Genomic DNA, 18,496 nt, shown 5'->3' on the forward strand with positions numbered 1-18,496 from the left:
AACAACGGCGGCGGGAGAGCTTATGAATCTGGATATCACCAACGACATTACGTTTCGCAAGCTGGGCATCTTCATGGCCTTTATGGAAAAAGGCAATATTGCGCGCGCCGCCGAAGCGCTCAATCTCAGCGGTGTGAGCGTACACCGCGCGCTGCACACGCTGGAAGAGAATGTCCGTTGCCCGCTGTTTGCCCATAAAGGCCGTAACCTTATCCCGCTGCCTGCCGCGTGGACGCTGCTGGAGTATTGCCAGGAAGTGACGCAGTTAATGGAGCGCGGGCTGGATGAGGCGCGTAAAACCGCCGGCGTTGGCCAGGGGCGGTTGCGCGTCGGTACGCTCTACTCCCTGACGCTGGAAACCGTACCGCGGCTGATAATGGGAATGAAATTGCGGCGTCCGGATCTGGAGATGGGTCTGACGATGGGCTCAAACGAAACGCTGTTGCATATGCTTGAGGAAGGCAGCCTTGACGCGATTTTGATCTCCATTTCAGAAAGCGAAATCGACCGCAACAACCTCGAAGTTCTGCCGCTGTTTCATGACGACATCTTCCTTGCCGCACCAGCGAGCGCCACGCTTGAAACCGATACCCTTGCCGATCTGCGCGACTACCGCACGCAAAAATTTGTCTCGCTGGCCGAAGGTTTCGCCACCTATGCCGGTTTTCAGGAAGCATTTCACATTGCCGGTTTTGAGCCGGAAATTGTCACCCGCGTGAATGACATCTTCTCCATGCTGAGCCTGGTGCAGGCGGGCGTCGGGTTTACGCTGATGCCGGGAAGAATGAAGAAAGTCTACGAAGGATCCGTGCAGATGTTGCGCCTTGCCGAGCCGTATCAAATGCAGCAATTGATCGCCATTGTCTTTTCCCGCAACCGCGAGCGCGATCCCAACTTACTGGCGCTGGCGGCGGAAGGCCGCATGTACGCCCGCAGCCTGCAAGAAAACATTACGCCTGCATCCTGAGGCGATTCGCCAGATGCACCGCCACATCCACACCGCTGCGCTCCAGCGAAATGCTTTCGCCGTTCCACGCGGCTTGCCGTGTCAGGCAGGTGAGAATACCGCCCGGCGGCATTTCAATCGCTAGCCGCGCGTCACGTTCGTTAGCGGCAACGACCGCCTCTTGCCAGCGCACGGTGCGCGCCATATTCCACGCCAGATCGTCAGCGATTTTCTCCGGCTGCCACAACACGCGCCCGGTGCTGCCGCTTAAGTAAGCGCACTGCGGGCGGCGGAACGTCACATCCGCAAACGCCTGCGCCAGTTTTTCGGCGGGTTTTTCCAGCAATGCGCAGTGCGAAGGTACGCTGACCGCGAGGCGCTGCGCCTTGCTGGCCCCTTTTGCTAAGGCCCGTTGCGCCACCTGCGCCATCGCCTCATCGCTACCGGCAATGACAATCTGCGTTTCGGCATTGAGATTAGCGATATAGGCTCCGCTGCCTTCGATCAGCGTTTCCACTGTGGGCAACGTCAGCCCCATAATCGCCGTCAGCCCGTAACCGTGCGGATACGCCTGTTCCATCAAATCACCACGCAAGGCCACCAGACGCAGCGCATCCTGAAAATCGAGCGCACCCGCGATCACCGCCGCCGGATACGCGCCAATCGACAGGCCACTAGTGATATCAACACGCACGCCACGCCGCTGTAATTCACGCGCCCAGGCGACACCGGCAATCAGCAGCGCCAGTTGTACTGCGCGGGTATGTTTTAGTGATTCGGCGGTATCGAGGGTGTCGATTTCCGCCCCCAACACGTCGCGAGCTTCGTCTATTTCACTGCCGGGAAGCGCCTGTAACATTCCCGGACGCTGTGTCCCCTGCCCCGGAAAAGTAAAGATGATCTTCATGAATCCTCCCTTTGCCACGGGTCGCTCACCAGGCGCGGCCCGTGGTTGGTTTTCAGCATTACCCGCCCGTCACGCAGCCACTCGGCTAGGGCAAAGCCGCCATTCGGGGTTTCTACCTGGGTATCCGCCCGGCAAAGCCCGCCGCTAAGCTGCTGTTGCCAGCGGGCCAGATCGCGGGTGGAGAGCGGTTCCGGCGCGCGGATCAGCAAGTCGAGATCGCTGGTCGCATGGATAACCGGAATACCAGTCGCCAGCGCATAACCGCTGCTGCCGGTTACTCCCCACGTCCACGGCCAGCTAAACTGCGCCAGTTGCAGCGCCAGTTGTACCGGCGGCTGGGAGATAAACGGCGAGCGCGGCAGTTCTTGCGGTGCGACCAGTTGTTCGGGTGAGACCACACGGATGACCTGTTCAGGCTTTACCCACCCCGCCGCGCGTTGGTCGCGGCGCAGGCCGCGCACGCCAACGGGAATGCATCCGTTTTGTGCAACATCACGCCGCACCACCACCGGTAAACCAGCGTGCCAGATCTCGGCAACCCAGGGTTCGGTTACCCCTTCCAGCGCACCTTGTGCGCGAAGCCAGAGCAGATCGTGCGGGCGTAATGTTGCGGTCATGATTACAGTCCTGAAGTCAGCGAGATAAACAGCGGCAGCGACAGGATACAGAGCACAGAGCTCAACAGCAGCACGGCTTCTGCATCCGGCGATTGCACGCCAAAGCGGTTACCAAATACCACACCGAAGAAGCCCGCAGCCAGCGCAATCATCAGGATAGCGGTGATTGCCACCGAGCCGTGCAGACCAAACACCAGCACAATCCCCCACGCAATCGCCGGTTGGATCAAAAGCTTGGTGATGGTGGCAGAAATAACCATGGTGTTAATCGCCAGTTTTCGCGCCGAAAGGATCACACCGGTCAGGAACAGCGCCGCAGCCGTCGCAGCGAGGCCGAGCGGTTTGATGGATGCCAGCACCAGCTCCGGCATTTTAATGCCGATAGCGGAGAGCACCACGCCCAGCAGCGGCCCCCAGACAATCGGTTTTTTCACCGAGCGCCACATCAGTACCGGCAGCATCGCCAGCGTAGAACCGGTGTTGTCACCCGCGGCTCGCGCTTTTTCACGCTCAAGGATCAGTAAGCAGAACGGCGTCATCAGCACTGAACCACAGGCGATAGAAACTGCAACGGAGAGCGATGTCGACGAACCTTCACCCAGCACGCTGCCCAGGATCGGCAGGCCGAGCGCGGCGTAGTTCGGCAGTGCGACAGTCAGCGTCAGCACGGCGGCATCCTGCGGTGATTTTTTGAAAACCGAGGTCGCCAGGAAGTAGATGGCGGCATAGGTAATCCACATGGAGAGCGTCAGTACCAGAATCAGCGGCGACTGCGCGATGATCCCGGTCCACGGCGTCTGAACGGTAGCGCTAAACAGCGCTGCGGGCAGGGCAAAATCCATCACAAAAATATTCAGCAGGGAGACGTTTTTGTTGTCGACCATTTTGGCCTTTCCCGCCCAGAAACCCAGCAACATGATGACGAATATCGGTGCGAGGGCATGAACAATTACGTAAGTCATAAATCACCTGTAAGCCTTTAAAAGGAAAAGAAATAGCACTAGCGCGATGGTTATTATTTTCAGTAGCGCATGAGCGCGGCGTGCGCGCCCATGCGTTGCTATCTGGCAGGTTTCTTTTTACTTACCAGCTCGCTTTCATGCGTTCGCGCACGAGAGCGGAGCTGCGGCGGTTGTCAGCACCCAGACGGTTTTTCAACGTGGTGTCCTGACGAGCGTCATTGATGGCCTGGTGCAACGTGCTCTGCACCTGCGCCAGATCGGCGTCTGATGGCGCGTCCGGGTTGCTGATGTTCAGCAGATCGGCAAGCAGCCCCAGCGTCGCATAGTTACTGATGTCATAAGCCATTGGCGGAATGGTGGCCGCCAGTTTTTCCAGCGCCTCCACGGTACGCAAGGTAATGCGCGCCGCCGATTCTTTGCCCATCGCGTGGATCAGCACACCCGCATCGTTAAAGGCAATCAGGCGGTTTGCCTGGTAGCCGTGGGCCAGAAACGCTCCGGACATCGCTTTACCGACGATCAAACCAATCACCGGATGTCCCGCCAGCCGCGCATTGGCATAGGCCGCAGCCGCACCGGCTAGTGCCTGATGAATACCAAACGCTTCTTCGCGGCGACCATAGGCCTGGCTTGGCACATCAATCACCGCAATGATTGGGCGCTTCACGCTGTTGTTGGTATCGGCGGCAACGGTTTCACTCACCACTTTCGCCAGCGTCCAGCCCTCCAGCAGACCGACCTCACCTTTTGCCGCACGCGGATAATGGTTGTTGGCATCCGGCACCACGGCGATAAAACGCACGGCTTCGCCGTTAACCTTGCCATCGGCTGCCTGCACGGACGGACACAGCCCGCTCAGACGTGTTGCATTCGGCGCCAGTTTCTCCAGCCATAACGCGCCGCGGCTTACTGTCGTACTCATGCTTTCCCCTCCCCGGCAAACAACGCGCTGATCTGTTCGGCATCCGCTTGTTTGCGGGTGTCGAAGTGGGTCAGACGTTGCAAATAATCGTCGTACTTATCGGTGCGATGTTTGGCAGGCACGCCTTTGGCAATTGCCTCGTTCATCGCCTGTTTCACTGCATTGATGCCGTCGCCGACCAGCGCATCCACCAGCCCGCTGCGATAACGCACTTCGCCGCCAGTCATGCTCCAGATAAACGGACGGTCGCGGGAGTCGTACTCTTCAATCCCGGCTTCCTGTTCGATAACCTGCGGGCCGTTCAGACCGAGACGCGCTTCGCGCGTCACAATCAGGTAGCTACAGAGCGCAGCGGCGATAGACATCCCACCGAAGCAGCCAACCGTACCGGCAACGATGCCGATAACCGGCGTGTAGCGGCGCAGGTCAACAATTGCCGCATGAATATCAGCAATCGCCGCCAGCCCGAGGTTGGCTTCCTGCAAGCGCACGCCACCGGTTTCAAGGCTCAGCACCGCCTGAGTCGGGATGCCGTTACGGTTATCTTCCGCAGCCAGCTCAAGTGCCGCCGCCATTTTCGCGCCGGAGACTTCGCCCATGCTGCCGCCCTGGAACGCGCCTTCAATCGCCACCACAACCGCCGGCTGGCCATTAATGGTGCCTTTGGCGACCACCATGCCGTCGTCCGCCTGCGGCACAATGCCCTGTGGCCCTAACCACGGCGAAATAATGCCTTCAAACGGATCCAGTAATTCGCGGTAGCTGCCGTCATCAAGCAGCGCCTGTGCGCGCTGGCGCGCTTTGAGTTCGATAAAACTGCGATCGTCACGCATAGCTCACCTCTTCGAATACCTGTTCGATACGGATGCGCGCCACACCGGGCGTCGCGCCGAAATCGTGGATCACAAGCTGGCCCGCAGGCAGCGTGCTTACCAGACCCAGACGGTTGAACAGCGCTTCCCAACGTCCACGGCTGTTATCCACGGAGGTGGTGATCTCAATTGTCAGTGTTTGCCCCTGGTCGGCGGTGAATAACACCTCCATATCCCCGGAGCCCACAACGCCCGCCAGCGCTTTGCCGCGTAATGCGCGGCCAGCAGGCACGGTTATCGTAATGTGTTCCATAACTTCCTCTTAATTCGCTAAATAAGGCGTGGTCATGCGATCGAGAAACAGTGTCGCCGCGAGTAAATCTGCCGCGCCGCCCGGCGACGCGTTCAGCGCCAGCATCCGCGCATCCAGTTCGGCTAACGCTTGCTGACCGGCCTTTGACGCAACGCCACCGGCTTGCAGCACCGCGCTCGCCCCCAGGCGCATCGCCTCCAGACCTTCCAGCCCCGCGCGGGAAAGCACGCAGGTATCGCTGAGCGAGGTCATGATGGCCATCAGTGCATCAAGCCTGGCCTGCGCTTCGCTGCTGCCGCGCTGGCGGCTGTGCTGCAACTGCGGCAACGCCAGCTTGATAATGTGCGGAAAGCCTTGCTGCGCCTCTTCACGCGCGCCCGGTACCCGGTAACGGTGCGTGGCGCGCAACCCTTTGCTGAATAGCTTCGGCGCAGCGTCATCCGGCAGTTGCGCCAGCTTTGCGGCCGTGGCGGCAATCTCCTGTGCCGGTGCGCTACCGCCCGACATCGCTACAGCGCTTACCAGCAACCCTAATGCCCAGATCGCGCCGCGATGGGTATTTACGCCACCGGTGGCCGCCATCATCTGCTGCTCACCTTCCCGACCTAATCGCCCAATGGTTTGTCTGAGCGCCACATCCGCTGGCCGTCGCCAGCTTTGTTGCGCCAGCGCCTGAAATGTGGGGGTCAGGCTGTGCGCGGAACGCTCCATCAGTTCGAGCGTTAAATCGTGATGCGCGCCGTTCCCCCGGCTGTCCACCAGACCGGGCTTCGGGCTTAATCGTGCTTCGTCAATCAGACACAGTGTGGCGGTTCGCGCCAACCATTCGGCACCGCCTTCAGCGTCAATCCGTGGCAGAAGTTTCATTACCAGCTCCGGAACTTCGCAGGTGGGTTGTACAGCCCGCCAGACCACTCAACCAGATCCGCGACGCTGCTGGCTGCCAGCAACGAACGGGTGGCGTCAGTGCGGCGAATGCCCATATCTTCCGGGTAGACCACTTTGCCGCTCTGGCGAAGCTGGGCGACACGTTTGGCGTCAACGCCCAGACCGATATCGGTGATCCCCGCCACCGCCGCGACCATCGCCCTACGCTCTTCAAGGCTTTCGGCGCGATAGAGGTAAGCAATCCCCTCTTCGGTCAGCACGTGCGTCACGTCATCGCCATAAATCATCACCGGAGCCAGCGGCATGCCGGAGGTTTTCGCCACGTCCACGGCGTCGAGTTTTTCCACGAAGGTGGGTTTCGCACCGGCCTGGAAAGTTTCCACCATCTGCACCACCAGTTTTTTACCGCGCTGCATCGGATCAGGTTCGGTGATCATGTTCAGCCAGGCCGGTGTTGCGTGGCGGCGACCATGCGGGTCGTGACCCATGTTTGGCGCGCCACCAAAGCCCGAGAGACGACCGCGCGTCACGGTGGAGGAATTCGCCAGGCCGTCGACTTGTAACGTTGAGCCGATAAACATATCGACGGCGTACTGACCGGCTAACTGGCAGAACGCACGGTTGGAACGCATGGAACCGTCTGAACCGGTGAAGAACACGTCCGGGCGGGCGCGGATGTACTCTTCCATCCCCAATTCGCCGCCGAAGCAGTGCACACTTTCCACCCAGCCGCTTTCAATCGCCGGGATCAGCGTCGGGTGCGGGTTCAGCGTCCAGTGTTTGCAGATTTTGCCTTTCAGACCGAGCTGCTCACCGTAGGTCGGCAGCAGCAGTTCGATGGCTGCGGTGTTAAAGCCGATACCGTGGTTGAGCGACTGCACCTGATGCTCGGCGTAGATACCTTTGATGGCCATCATCGCCATCAGAATGTGTTCTTGCTTGATGAGGCGCGGGTCGCGGGTAAACAGCGGTTCGATAAAGAACGGTTTGTCGGCGACAACGACGTAGTCGATCCAGGAACCGGGGATATCCACACGCGGCAGGTCGCATTCGTCATCCACCAGCTCATTAACTTGAGCGATAACGATGCCATCGCGGAAGGCGGCGGCTTCAACCAGCGCCGGGGTATCTTCGGTGCTTGGGCCGGTGTAAAGGTTACCTTTGCGGTCCGCTTTATAACCGGCAATCAGCGCCACATTCGGGCACAGGTCAACGTACAGGCGGGAGTAAAGCTCGATGTAAGTGTGGATCGCACCGATTTCCAGCAGACCATCCTCCAGCAGTTGCGAGATGCGCAGACTCTGGGTACCAGAGAAGGAGAAATCAAGCTTGCGGGCAATGCCTTTTTCAAAGATATCAAGGTGTTCACTGCGCCCGACGCTCGGCATAATCATATGCAGGTCGTGGACTTTCTGCGGATTGACTTCGGCAAGTGTTCGCGAGAGGAAATCTGCCTGTTTTTGGTTGTTCCCTTCCAGCACCACACGGTCGCCCGGTGCAATCAGTTTTTCCAGCATGGCGACAAGGTCGCCGGTCGGCAGTACCTTGCCCTGCACCGGAATGGACGCCAGGCGGCGCTGTTTCTCGCTGCGCCGCGTGTTCCATACCTGTGCTGGCGTTTGCCCAGATAACATTATTAACCTCCTGATTCAGCTCATCATTTTGACTTGCTTAACACTGAACTCAGTGTGCGCCGTGGTGAGAAAGCCATCAATTAAGGAGGCGGCCAAATCATTAGCCTGAGAGTAATAATTAAATGAAAGTATTTGTGATGTGTGTCAATTTCCACATCAGAAGAAAGGCTTATGGCGCTGGCGGTACGGGCGTACCGCCAGCTGAGGATTAATGCTGGTTCGCCAGGCGCTGGCGAATCTGCTCGAAATGCTCGGTCTGATAAAGCTTGCCGTCGAGGAAGCGGGTTTTCAGTTCACCGCCTTTTTCCTGCTCCCAGCTCTGCTCATCGTGCAGTTGCAGTTCGCCTTGCGCATCGCGATCCACACGCAATAACCCGCGCGCCGAACGTTTCAGGCCGTTATCGGTTTTTGGCTCTTTAAAAATCATGCGGCCTTCACCGTTTACCGCGCCCCAGGTGGCTTTCATCGCAAAACCAAAGGTGTCACGGGTGTTGTACTGATAGGTAAACGAGCCGACGCCGAATACCACGTTAGAACTGGCAAAACCTTTGGCCTCAAGACGGCGCAGGATCTCATTGGCGCGCGCCAGGGTAATGGAGTCGCCGTAAATCAGACCAACGTGCGGGTCCAGCACTTTGTAGCCCTTCTCATTGACCGTGCCGCCAAAGATTTCCCACAGCACTTCGACCGAACCTTTCTCCTCCGGGCTACGTTCTGCACGCGTGTCATCATCCGCGCCTGTACCGCACAGGATGTCTACCGGATCACCGCTGTCCGGACGGAATACCACGCGCCCGTCACGCCCCAGGATTATCTGTTTCAGTTCGCGGGTATATTCCGTCAGTACGCGCCAATAATCCCACGTATCGGAGACGATAGAGACAAATCCCTGCGGATAGATATCAGCAATCAGGCGGCGGAAGGTTTCGATTTCATGGTCGTGTTCGCCCATGCACATCACGCTGTGCTCGGTCGCCGGAATGCTGGCACCAATAAAGTACTCTTCCCCAGCGGTGTAGTGATCGCGGGCATACAGCAGAGAGGGAATACTGTCGGTGCCTTTAAAACTCAGTAAGTGCCCTGCGCCCGCCTGCGCTGTATCGTGCAGGCCAGCCATGCCACGAAACGAGAAGTCGTGGCACTGGAAATCGAGGTGCGATAAATCCGTGCAGGTTTTTGCTGCCCATTGTTCGCAAATTTTCCGGTAGTGGTGCGCAATGGTGGCGTTGGTGGAGGCTTTCCACAGTTCGGCGGAAAGCACCGTTTCCAGGTAGTTCACCAGCCAGAAAAACTCTTCGCGGGTATTGATAATAGTCAGAACCGGCACTTTCATCGGCACTTTGCTGCCTTCATCCAGCGATTTAATGTGCAGCGGCAGATAGCCCAAACGGTGCAGCGCGCGAATGTGATCGACCGCCACGGCGTCCCTGCCGAGATAGTTATCCATCACCTGCTTGTATTCATTAACGACTTCCTCTTCCGGGCGAGCAAAAAAGCCGTCGTTGAACAAATCGACCATAAACCACTTCAGGAAACCCTGCAGACCGAAGAACACCAGCTTGCCGTCCGCCATCGGCGACTGAAAAAAGCGGTCGCTACGCGGCGTGAAATTGGAATAAACCTGCGTTGTCCCTTGCGGGTACTGCACACGGTGCGAAACTTTGTAACCGTCGATAGCCAGAATCGGATTGATATTCATGATGTTGTCTCCCTTAAGCACGGAAAATAGCGTCAATGTCGATCAGTTCAACTCGCGGGTCCGTCAGTGCAGGCGAGGTGAAGGATGTGGTGGTGTAAATCACGTCGATACCGTTATTCAGCAGGTTCTCAACCCCTTTGGAAAAGACGCCGTGCGTGACATACAGGCTGACGCTGCGGGCGCCGGCGTCGCGCAACACCTGGGCTGAACCAATAAATGTTCCACCCGCGTCGCAAAGATCATCGACGATCAGCAGATCTTTGCCCGCGACGTCTCCGGCCACCAGCGCGAAGCCCGTCAGGTTTCCGGTGGCGACATCACGCTCTTTCGTGAGGATCGCGTACTCTTGCGCGCCACTGGCTTTTGCTACGTTATGGATTTTCTTCAGCGCACCGGCATCCGGCGCGACCAGCATCAGCTCGCGATTGCCAATGGCGCGACGCAGGGTTTCGCTCTGCATTAAGCAACTTTCCTGGGAGATAGCCACGCAGTTATTAATGGCTGCGGCAGCGGCGTCGCTGTGCGGATCGAGCACAAAAACTTTATTGAAATTGAGTGTGTTGAGTAAGTTTGCGAAAACTTTCAGCGCGAAGCTGTCGCCAGGCACCATATGCCTGTCCTGACGCGCCCACGGCAACCACGCCAGTTCCAGATGGCTCACGGCGATATCGGTGGCGTGACGAACGGCGTCCACCAGTTGTGCCAGCAACATGAAGTCGTTCATATCGCGCATCGCGGCAACACGCACCCGCATCTGCTGGCCGAATGGCGGAAGTTTGCCGGTCACTTTGAGCCAGACGGCGCCATCCGGAAAGACGCCATGGCTCAGTACAACTTGCTCGTTATCAATGAATAATTCGATTCTGCTCGCCATCTTTCACCTCGACCCAACAATTAGTGTCCCTTAGACACGTTTAATATTGTCTATAAGACACTTATTGAGCAAGCGTTTTTTTAATCATTCAGGAAATAAATAATTAAGCCCATGAAAATTAATAAGATAAAAGTTAACTTGCCGCACCAGGGCAGGCTGATAAACTTGTGGCGTGAAAAAAGGAGCGAGTGAGCGATGATCAGTGAAGCAGAGTACCTGAAATCTTATGATGCCAGCCGTTTCCCCTCACCGCTGGTGACGGTGGATAGCGTGCTGTTTACGGTACATCAGCAGGTGCTTTGCGTGTTATTGGTTCAGCGAGCCAGCCAGCCGCAGCAAGGACGCTGGGGATTGCCCGGCGGATTTATCGATATGGCGCAGGATGATTCCACGCGCGCCACGGCGCTGCGCAAACTGACGGAAAAAACCGGCGTTTCGCCATCATGGCTGGAACAGCTGGATACCTTTTCCGGCCCGCAGCGCGATCCGCGCGGCTGGAGTCTGACTATCGCCTGGTTTGCACTGATTTCGTGGGTCTCCTGCGCGCCGCATATCGCAAGCGTTAGCGATGCGAAATGGGTGCCGGTAAGCGAGCTGGCGACTATTGAGCTGGCTTTTGATCATCAGGCGATCATTCAGGCGGCGCTGCACCGACTGCGGCAGAAAACCATGTACTCGCTCCTGCCGGTTTACTGTTTGCCCGATACGTTTACTCAGGCGCAATTGCAGGAAGCGACGGAGATAATCCTTGGTCAGCCTATTCAGCGCAAAAGTTTGATTCGCCGTTTTGAAGCCTCTGGCATGTTTGAAGAGACCGGCGAAAGCGTGGCGACCGGCGCGCGTAAAGCGCGTTTATGGCGGCGCAAACCGGGCGTCGACATCCATCTGTTTTCGCGGAATTTGCTAACAGATTAATGCCCGATCGTGCTAATTCCCGTAAAATGAACAAACGGAATGCCCTTGCGCGGTTATAGTTGTCCCAATATCTACTCTTTTTTCTGTGTTATGGCTGAAATCACACCTTCACAACTTTCGGAAATTGCAGACGATACGCATGACTTTCGCCCGATGCGCGGCGTGCGTAACCCGCATTTGCAGACCATGCTGCCACGGCTGATTCGACGCCGTCTCCAGTTTGAACCCTGGTGGCAGCGCCTTGAGCTGCCGGATGGCGACTTCGTTGATTTGGCCTGGAGCGAAGAGCCGAATCAGGCGAAACATAAACCGCGACTGGTGGTTTTTCATGGTCTGGAGGGCAGCCTGCACAGTCCTTACGCGCACGGTCTGGTGCATGCGGCGAAGCAGCGCGGCTGGCTTGGCGTGGTGATGCATTTTCGCGGCTGCAGCGGCATCCCGAATCGTCTGAACCGCATTTATCACTCGGGTGAAACCGAAGATGGCACCTGGTTCTTGCACTGGTTACATCAGGAATTCGGATCCGTGCCAACCGCAGCGGTGGGTTATTCGCTCGGCGGGAACATGCTCGGTTGTTTGCTGGCAAAAGCCGATGACGATTTGCCCGTCGATGCAGCGGTGATTGTCTCAGCTCCGTTGGTGCTGGAAGCTTGCAGTTATCATATGGATAAGGGATTTTCCCGCGTTTATCAGCGCTACTTGTTGAATTTGCTGAAAGCGAACGCCGCGCGCAAATTACGCGCTTATCCTGGCTCGCTGCCAACCACCTTGCCTGCGCTACGTAAGCTGCGCCGTATTCGCGAGTTCGACGATCTGATCACCGCAAAAATCCACGGTTTTGCCGACGCGCTGGATTACTATCGCCGCTGTAGCGCAATGCCGGTTTTGCCGGATATTCGTAAACCGACGCTGATTATCCACGCGAAAGATGACCCGTTTATGGATCACAACGTGATCCCGGACGCCGGGCATTTACCGGCGAATATTGAGTACCAACTGACGGAACACGGCGGCCATGTCGGGTTTGTTGGCGGAACCTTGCGCCACCCGGAAATGTGGCTGGAAAAACGAATTCCGGATTGGTTATCCGCTTACCTGGAAAAACGATGATTATTCCCTGGCAAGAAATTGATGCACAGACGCTGGACAATCTGATTGAGAGCTTTGTCTTGCGCGAAGGCACTGATTATGGTGAACATGAGCGTTCACTTGAGCAAAAGGTCGCCGACGTTAAACGGCAGCTGCAACGCGGCGAAGCCGTACTGGTGTGGTCGGAACTGCACGAGACGGTCAACATAATGCCGCGCGGGCAGTTCCACGACTGAACAAGTACATGGCGGCTGGCTATACTGAAATAATCGTTAATTCAGGGAGTTGCTATGTCCGCCAAACATCCGGTTATCGCCGTTACAGGCTCCAGCGGCGCGGGAACCACCACCACCAGCCTCGCCTTTCGTAAGATCTTCGCCCAGCTCAATATGCACGCGGCAGAAGTGGAAGGTGACAGCTTCCATCGCTATACCCGCCCGGAAATGGATATGGCTATCCGTAAGGCCCGCGATCTTGGGCGGCATATCAGCTATTTTGGCCCTGAAGCCAACGATTTTGGCCTGCTGGAACAGACGTTTAGCGAATATGGCCAAACCGGCAAAGGCCAGGCGCGCAAATACCTGCATACCTACGATGAAGCCGTTCCCTGGAACCAGGTACCGGGCACATTTACACCCTGGCAACCACTGCCGGAGCCGACCGATGTGCTGTTTTATGAAGGTCTGCACGGCGGCGTGGTGACGCCGCAAAACGATGTCGCGCGTCATGTGGATTTGCTGGTGGGCGTGGTGCCGATCGTCAACCTTGAATGGATTCAAAAACTTGTCCGCGATACCAGCGAGCGTGGGCATTCGCGTGAAGCGGTAATGGATTCTGTCGTGCGTTCGATGGAGGATTACATCAATTTTATTACGCCGCAGTTTTCCCGTACGCACATTAATTTCCAGCGCGTGCCAACGGTGGATACGTCCAATCCGTTTGCCGCGAAAGGCATTCCCTCACTGGACGAGAGTTTTGTGGTGATCCACTTCCGTAATCTGGAGGGTATTGATTACCCGTGGTTGCTGGCGATGCTGCAAGGCTCGTTTATCTCACATATGGATACGCTGGTAGTGCCTGGCGGAAAAATGGGGCTGGCCATGGAGCTGATTATGACGCCGCTGGTGCAACGGCTGATGGAAGGCAAAAAGATCAAATAATGCAGAAAGCCCGGTCAGCAACGCGCCGCCGGGCTTTTCGCATCAGGCTTCGATAACGTCGTAAGAGTGGGTGATATTCACCGCTTTTTCGAGCATCAAGGCCACGGAGCAATACTTCTCCGCTGATAAATCCACCGCGCGGGAAACCGCCGCATCCTTCAGATCCTTTCCGGTGACGATAAAGTGCAAATTGATGTGGGTAAACAGGCGCGGCGCTTCTTCACGACGCTCTGAAGTCAGCTTCACTTCGCAGTCGGTCACGTCATGACGCCCTTTTTGCAAAATAGAAACCACATCGATGGCACTGCATCCACCTGCCGCCATCAGCACCATTTCCATCGGGCTTGGCGCTTTGTCGCCGGAGTTACCGTCCATCAGGATTTGGTGGCCCGATGCGGACTCGCCAAGGAACGTTAACCCTTCAACCCATTTCACACGTGCCTGCATTTTCTTCACTCCGGAGTGGCAATTTTCTTTACAGATTACGCGTACATAACAAAACTCGCAACGGAAGGCGACCTGCGTCATGCTGAAGCGAGACACCAGGAGACAGGCGGTAAAAGCTATGCTAAAACACTCTGGATGCTACAGAGATAAATGGATGTTACGCATGTATGCATGACATCATACTTTAGAGACCGCAGATGACGCTGACGGTCCACTTCCCTGGATGCGGGAAGCTTAGATTGCAACCCCAGACGTAGGGGCTCATCCTGTGTCTGAGACAGCTTATAACAGAGGATAATCGCGCATGGTGCTTGGCAAACCACAAACAGACCCGACGCTTGAATGGTTCTTGTCTCATTGCCACATTCACAAGTACCCGTCGAAGAGCACGCTGATTCACCAGGGTGAAAAAGCGGAAACGCTGTATTACATCGTTAAAGGCTCAGTGGCAGTGCTAATCAAGGACGAAGAGGGTAAAGAGATGATCCTCTCCTACCTGAACCAGGGAGATTTTATCGGTGAACTGGGCCTGTTCGAAGAGGGTCAGGAGCGCAGTGCATGGGTACGCGCTAAAACTGCTTGTGAAGTGGCTGAAATCTCGTACAAAAAATTCCGTCAGTTAATCCAGGTTAACCCGGATATCCTGATGCGTCTTTCCTCGCAAATGGCGCGTCGCCTGCAGGTCACTTCAGAAAAAGTGGGTAACCTCGCCTTCCTGGACGTCACCGGCCGTATCGCGCAAACGCTGTTAAACCTGGCGAAACAGCCAGACGCAATGACCCATCCGGACGGCATGCAAATTAAAATTACTCGCCAGGAAATTGGTCAGATCGTCGGTTGTTCCCGTGAAACAGTGGGCCGCATTCTCAAAATGCTCGAAGATCAGAACCTGATCTCCGCCCACGGTAAAACCATCGTCGTATACGGAACGCGTTAATCTGTAAAACGGCGCAGCTTACGCGCTGCGTCGTTTTTCTTCCCTCATGTGGCGCAGGCTGATTTATCACCCCGAAATCAACTACGCACTGCGACAAACGCTGGTGTTATGTTTACCTGTGGCCATTGGTCTGGTTACGGGTCATCTGCAACAAGGTCTGCTGTTTTCCCTCGTTCCCGCCTGCTGCAACATTGCCGGGCTTGATACGCCACATAAACGTTTTTTCAAACGCCTGATCATTGGCGGAACCCTGTTTGCCGGCAGCAGCCTGGCGGTGCAATTACTGCTGGCGAAAGATCTTCCATTGCCGCTGATCCTCACCGGGCTGACGCTGGTTTTAGGCGTCACCGCCGAAATCAGCGCACTGCACGGTCGCCTGCTTCCGGCTTCGCTCATTGCCGCCATCTTTACGCTCAGCCTTGCCGGTAACATGCCGGTATGGGAGCCGCTGCTTATCTATGCGCTGGGCACGCTGTGGTACGGGCTGTTCAACTGGTTCTGGTTCTGGATGTGGCGAGAGCAACCGCTGCGCGAATCTCTCAGCCTGCTCTACCGGCAACTGGCAGACTACTGCGAGGCGAAATACAGCCTGCTGACGCAGCATGCCGACCCGGAAAAAGCCCTGCCGCCTTTGCTTGCCCGCCAGCAAAAAGCGGTGGATATGATAAGCCAGTGCTACCAACAGCTGCATATGCTGGCCGCCAATAAACACAACGATTACAAACGGCTACTGCGGGTTTTCCAGGTAGGGCTGGATCTGCAAGAGCACATTTCGGTGAGTTTGCACCAGCCGGAAGAAGTGCAAAAGCTAGTGGAACAAACTCACGCCGAACAGGTGATCCGTTGGAACGCACAAACCGTTGCCGCTCGTCTGCGCGTGCTGGCAGACGACATTCTCTATCACCGCTATCCCACGCGCTTCAACATGGATAAGCAGATTGGCGCGCTGGAAAAAATCGCCCGCCAGCACCCGGATAACCCGGTCGGGCAGTTCTGCGCCTGGCATTTTAGCCGCATCGCGCGCGTCTTGCGCACTCAGCGCCCGCTCTATGCCCGCGATCTGATGGCAGAAAAGCAGCGGCGCTTGCCCCTTTTCCCGGCGCTGAAAAGCTATTTATCACTGAAATCTGCGGCGCTGCGTAATGCCGCGCGAATCAGCGTCATGCTTAGCATCGCCAGCCTGATGGGCAGCGCACTGCATTTACCAAAACCCTACTGGATCATGATGACGGTAATGTTTGTCACGCAAAACGGTTATGGCGCAACGCGCGTTCGCATTGTCCACCGGGCGGCAGGCACCATTGCCGGGCTGGTGATTGCCGGAGCTACGCTGCACTTTCATGTTCCACTCGGTTTTACGCTGGCGGCGATGCTGATGATTACGCTGGTCAGTTATCTCATTATTCGGAAAAACTACGGCTGGGCGATGGTGGGTTTTACCATTACCGCTGTCTACACCTTGCAGTTGCTGACGCTAAATGGCGAGGAGTTTATTGTCGCCCGCCTTATCGATACGTTGATTGGTTGCCTGATTGCCTTCGGCGGCATGGTCTGGCTGTGGCCGCAGTGGCAAAGTGGCTTGCTGCGTCAGAATGCGCACGATGCGCTGGAAACAGATCAGGAAGCGATTCGCCTGATCTTAAGCGATAACCCGCAGCCCACACCGCTTGCCTGGCAGCGCATGCGCGTAAACCAGGCGCATAACGCCCTGTTCAACTCGCTAAACCAGGCGATGCAGGAACCGGGGTTTAATACGCGTTATCTGGAAGATATGAAACTGTGGGTAACGCATAGCCAGTTTATCGTTGAGCATATCAATGCGATGACGACGCTGGCGCGCGAACATACGATGTTGACGCCGGAACTGGCGCAGCGTTATTTGCAATCCTGCGAAATTGCCCTACAACGCTGCCAACAGCGACTGGAGTACGACGGGCCGGGAGGATCCGGCGATGTGAATATCCTCGAAGCCCCGGAAACGTTAACGCACGGGCCAATGAGCACGCTGGAGCAGCATTTACAACGGATTATCGGGCATCTGAACACCATGCACACCATTTCATCGGTAGCATGGCGTCAGCGCCCGCATCACGGCATCTGGCTTAACCGCCGCCTTAACCGTTGACCACTTTCGCCACCGCATTCGCGAAGCGCTGCATCCCTTCTTCGATATCCTGCGCATCAATAATGAGCGAAGGCACAAAACGCATGACGTCCGGACCAGCATTCAGCACCATAACGCCCGCATCGGCAGCGGCGTAGAGGAAGTCGCGCGCGCGGCCTTTATATTGCGGATTCAGCTCGGCACCAATCAGCAGCCCCATGCCCCGAATATCGCTAAACAGGTCAAACTTCTCGCCAATTTGTTGCAGATGCTTCACGAACAACTGACGTTTTTCATTCACGCCGCTGAGCACTTCCGCAGTGTTGATAATGTTGAATGCGGTTCCGGCGACGGCGCAGGCCAGCGGGTTGCCACCGTAGGTGGAACCGTGTGAACCGGCGTGGAAGACACTGGCAATGTCATGCGTGGTCAGCATCGCGCTGATAGGGAAACCGCCACCGAGCGCTTTGGCGCTGGTCAGAATATCCGGCGTCACACCATAGTGCATGTAAGCAAACAACTCTCCGCTGCGGCCCATGCCGCACTGCACTTCGTCAAATACCAGCAGGGCGTTGTGCTGATCGCACAGCTCGCGCAAACCTTTCAGGAAATCCGGTGTAGCGGCAGTAACGCCGCCTTCGCCCTGAATAGGCTCTACCACTACCGCGCAGGTGTGATCGTCCATCACCGCTTTCACCGCGTGCAGATCGTTAAACGGCACATGAATAATGTCCGCCGGTTTCGGGCCAAAGCCATCGGAATACTTCGGCTGGCCGCCCACGCTTACGGTAAACAGCGAACGACCGTGGAAGGCATTATGGAACGCGATGATTTTTGTTTTGTATGGGCTGTGACGCGTAGATGCATAAAAACGCGCCAGTTTGAATGCCGTTTCGTTGGCTTCAGTGCCGGAGTTCATAAACACCACGCGCTCGGCAAACGTGGCGTCGATGAGTTTACGCGCCAGGCGCAGAGCAGGCTCGTTGGTAAAAACATTGCTGGTGTGCCACAGGGTCTCGCCCTGCGTTTTCAGCGTCTCCACCAGCGCCGGATGACAATGTCCTAACGCAGTAACCGCAATCCCACCTGCAAAATCAACGTACTCTTTACCCTGCTGATCCCACACCCGGCTGCCTTTACCCTTTACCGGGATAAACTCGGCCGGTGCGTAAATTGGCAGAATAACGTCATCGAAGTTTGCACGAGTTACCGCGTCTTGCTGAGTTGCCATGGCTTGCCCATCCAGTTTTACGTTGCATTGATTATGAAA

General features: G+C 56.6%; 19 protein-coding genes. 7 read left to right on the top strand and 12 right to left on the bottom strand.

From position 1 onward, the window contains the following. Positions 1 to 22: 22 nt before the first annotated feature. A complete protein-coding gene (locus tag ACFX4U_RS19240) occupies positions 23 to 967 on the top strand; it encodes a LysR family transcriptional regulator (protein WP_313509485.1) in 945 nt (314 codons plus the stop codon). Here ACFX4U_RS19240 and mdcH read toward each other — a convergent pair. The 10 genes from mdcH to prs form a co-directional block, all read right to left on the bottom strand. Then, positions 951 to 1,853: a malonate decarboxylase subunit epsilon gene (gene mdcH, locus ACFX4U_RS19245; RefSeq protein WP_313509488.1), complete on the bottom strand. Its 903-nt coding sequence runs from the start codon at positions 1,851 to 1,853 to the stop codon at positions 951 to 953. The two genes, ACFX4U_RS19240 and mdcH, sit on opposite strands and share 17 nt — an antisense overlap. Beyond that, a complete protein-coding gene (locus ACFX4U_RS19250; protein ID WP_313509490.1) occupies positions 1,850 to 2,470 on the bottom strand; it encodes a malonate decarboxylase holo-ACP synthase in 621 nt (206 codons plus the stop codon). Before ACFX4U_RS19250 ends, mdcH begins: the two co-directional genes overlap by 4 nt. Positions 2,471 to 2,472: 2 nt before the next feature. Then, positions 2,473 to 3,432, bottom strand: a complete 960-nt coding sequence (locus ACFX4U_RS19255) for an AEC family transporter (protein WP_313509493.1) — start codon at positions 3,430 to 3,432, stop codon at positions 2,473 to 2,475. 121 nt (positions 3,433 to 3,553) lie between these two features. Next, complete coding sequence (mdcE, locus tag ACFX4U_RS19260; protein ID WP_305734837.1) at positions 3,554 to 4,354, bottom strand: biotin-independent malonate decarboxylase subunit gamma; 801 nt, start codon at positions 4,352 to 4,354, stop codon at positions 3,554 to 3,556. Beyond that, on the bottom strand, positions 4,351 to 5,187 hold the full coding sequence (locus ACFX4U_RS19265; protein WP_313509496.1) for a biotin-independent malonate decarboxylase subunit beta: 837 nt from the start codon (positions 5,185 to 5,187) through the stop codon (positions 4,351 to 4,353). The genes mdcE and ACFX4U_RS19265 overlap by 4 nt, the downstream gene beginning before the upstream one ends. Beyond that, positions 5,180 to 5,479 (bottom strand): malonate decarboxylase acyl carrier protein, encoded by a 300-nt coding sequence (mdcC, locus tag ACFX4U_RS19270; RefSeq protein ID WP_020455512.1) that lies wholly within the window; start codon positions 5,477 to 5,479, stop codon positions 5,180 to 5,182. The genes ACFX4U_RS19265 and mdcC overlap by 8 nt, the downstream gene beginning before the upstream one ends. A gap of 9 nt (positions 5,480 to 5,488) precedes the next feature. Continuing rightward, positions 5,489 to 6,346 carry a triphosphoribosyl-dephospho-CoA synthase gene (locus tag ACFX4U_RS19275; RefSeq protein ID WP_313509499.1) on the bottom strand — a complete coding sequence of 286 codons (858 nt, stop codon included), beginning with the start codon at positions 6,344 to 6,346 and terminating at the stop codon, positions 5,489 to 5,491. Then, positions 6,346 to 8,001 (bottom strand): malonate decarboxylase subunit alpha, encoded by a 1,656-nt coding sequence (gene mdcA / locus ACFX4U_RS19280; protein ID WP_045507892.1) that lies wholly within the window; start codon positions 7,999 to 8,001, stop codon positions 6,346 to 6,348. Before mdcA ends, ACFX4U_RS19275 begins: the two co-directional genes overlap by 1 nt. 208 nt (positions 8,002 to 8,209) lie before the next feature. After that, entirely contained in the window at positions 8,210 to 9,700 is a 1,491-nt protein-coding gene (locus tag ACFX4U_RS19285) for a nicotinate phosphoribosyltransferase (protein WP_313509504.1), read from the bottom strand. A gap of 13 nt (positions 9,701 to 9,713) precedes the next feature. After that, positions 9,714 to 10,574, bottom strand: a complete 861-nt coding sequence (prs, locus tag ACFX4U_RS19290; RefSeq protein WP_313509506.1) for a ribose-phosphate diphosphokinase — start codon at positions 10,572 to 10,574, stop codon at positions 9,714 to 9,716. A gap of 195 nt (positions 10,575 to 10,769) precedes the next feature. Here prs and ACFX4U_RS19295 point away from each other — a divergent pair, with 195 nt between their 5' ends. From ACFX4U_RS19295 to ACFX4U_RS19310, 4 genes are all read left to right on the top strand, one after another. Then, on the top strand, positions 10,770 to 11,489 hold the full coding sequence (locus ACFX4U_RS19295) for an NUDIX domain-containing protein (RefSeq protein ID WP_313509509.1): 720 nt from the start codon (positions 10,770 to 10,772) through the stop codon (positions 11,487 to 11,489). Between the two features lie 90 nt (positions 11,490 to 11,579). Next, a complete protein-coding gene (locus ACFX4U_RS19300; RefSeq protein WP_313509511.1) occupies positions 11,580 to 12,599 on the top strand; it encodes a hydrolase in 1,020 nt (339 codons plus the stop codon). Beyond that, entirely contained in the window at positions 12,596 to 12,814 is a 219-nt protein-coding gene (locus ACFX4U_RS19305; protein ID WP_017459872.1) for a YheU family protein, read from the top strand. Before ACFX4U_RS19300 ends, ACFX4U_RS19305 begins: the two co-directional genes overlap by 4 nt. Before the next feature lie 54 nt (positions 12,815 to 12,868). Then, on the top strand, positions 12,869 to 13,738 hold the full coding sequence (locus ACFX4U_RS19310; RefSeq protein ID WP_017459871.1) for a phosphoribulokinase: 870 nt from the start codon (positions 12,869 to 12,871) through the stop codon (positions 13,736 to 13,738). 42 nt (positions 13,739 to 13,780) lie between these two features. Here ACFX4U_RS19310 and ACFX4U_RS19315 read toward each other — a convergent pair whose 3' ends face one another. Beyond that, complete coding sequence (locus ACFX4U_RS19315) at positions 13,781 to 14,185, bottom strand: OsmC family protein (RefSeq protein WP_305734824.1); 405 nt, start codon at positions 14,183 to 14,185, stop codon at positions 13,781 to 13,783. Positions 14,186 to 14,489: 304 nt separating this feature from the next. Between ACFX4U_RS19315 and crp the strand changes: the two genes are divergently transcribed. Both crp and ACFX4U_RS19325 read left to right on the top strand, forming a co-directional pair. Next, positions 14,490 to 15,122 (top strand): cAMP-activated global transcriptional regulator CRP, encoded by a 633-nt coding sequence (gene crp / locus ACFX4U_RS19320; protein WP_000242758.1) that lies wholly within the window; start codon positions 14,490 to 14,492, stop codon positions 15,120 to 15,122. A 46-nt stretch (positions 15,123 to 15,168) separates the two neighbouring features. After that, entirely contained in the window at positions 15,169 to 17,247 is a 2,079-nt protein-coding gene (locus ACFX4U_RS19325; protein ID WP_313509517.1) for a YccS/YhfK family putative transporter, read from the top strand. Here the strand turns inward: ACFX4U_RS19325 and ACFX4U_RS19330 are convergent. Continuing rightward, positions 17,237 to 18,457 carry an aspartate aminotransferase family protein gene (locus ACFX4U_RS19330; protein WP_313509520.1) on the bottom strand — a complete coding sequence of 407 codons (1,221 nt, stop codon included), beginning with the start codon at positions 18,455 to 18,457 and terminating at the stop codon, positions 17,237 to 17,239. The two genes, ACFX4U_RS19325 and ACFX4U_RS19330, sit on opposite strands and share 11 nt — an antisense overlap. Positions 18,458 to 18,496 lie beyond the last annotated feature (39 nt).

The organism is Kosakonia sp. YIM B13588 (assembly GCF_042788165.1).
Classification (GTDB): domain Bacteria; phylum Pseudomonadota; class Gammaproteobacteria; order Enterobacterales; family Enterobacteriaceae; genus Kosakonia; species Kosakonia sacchari.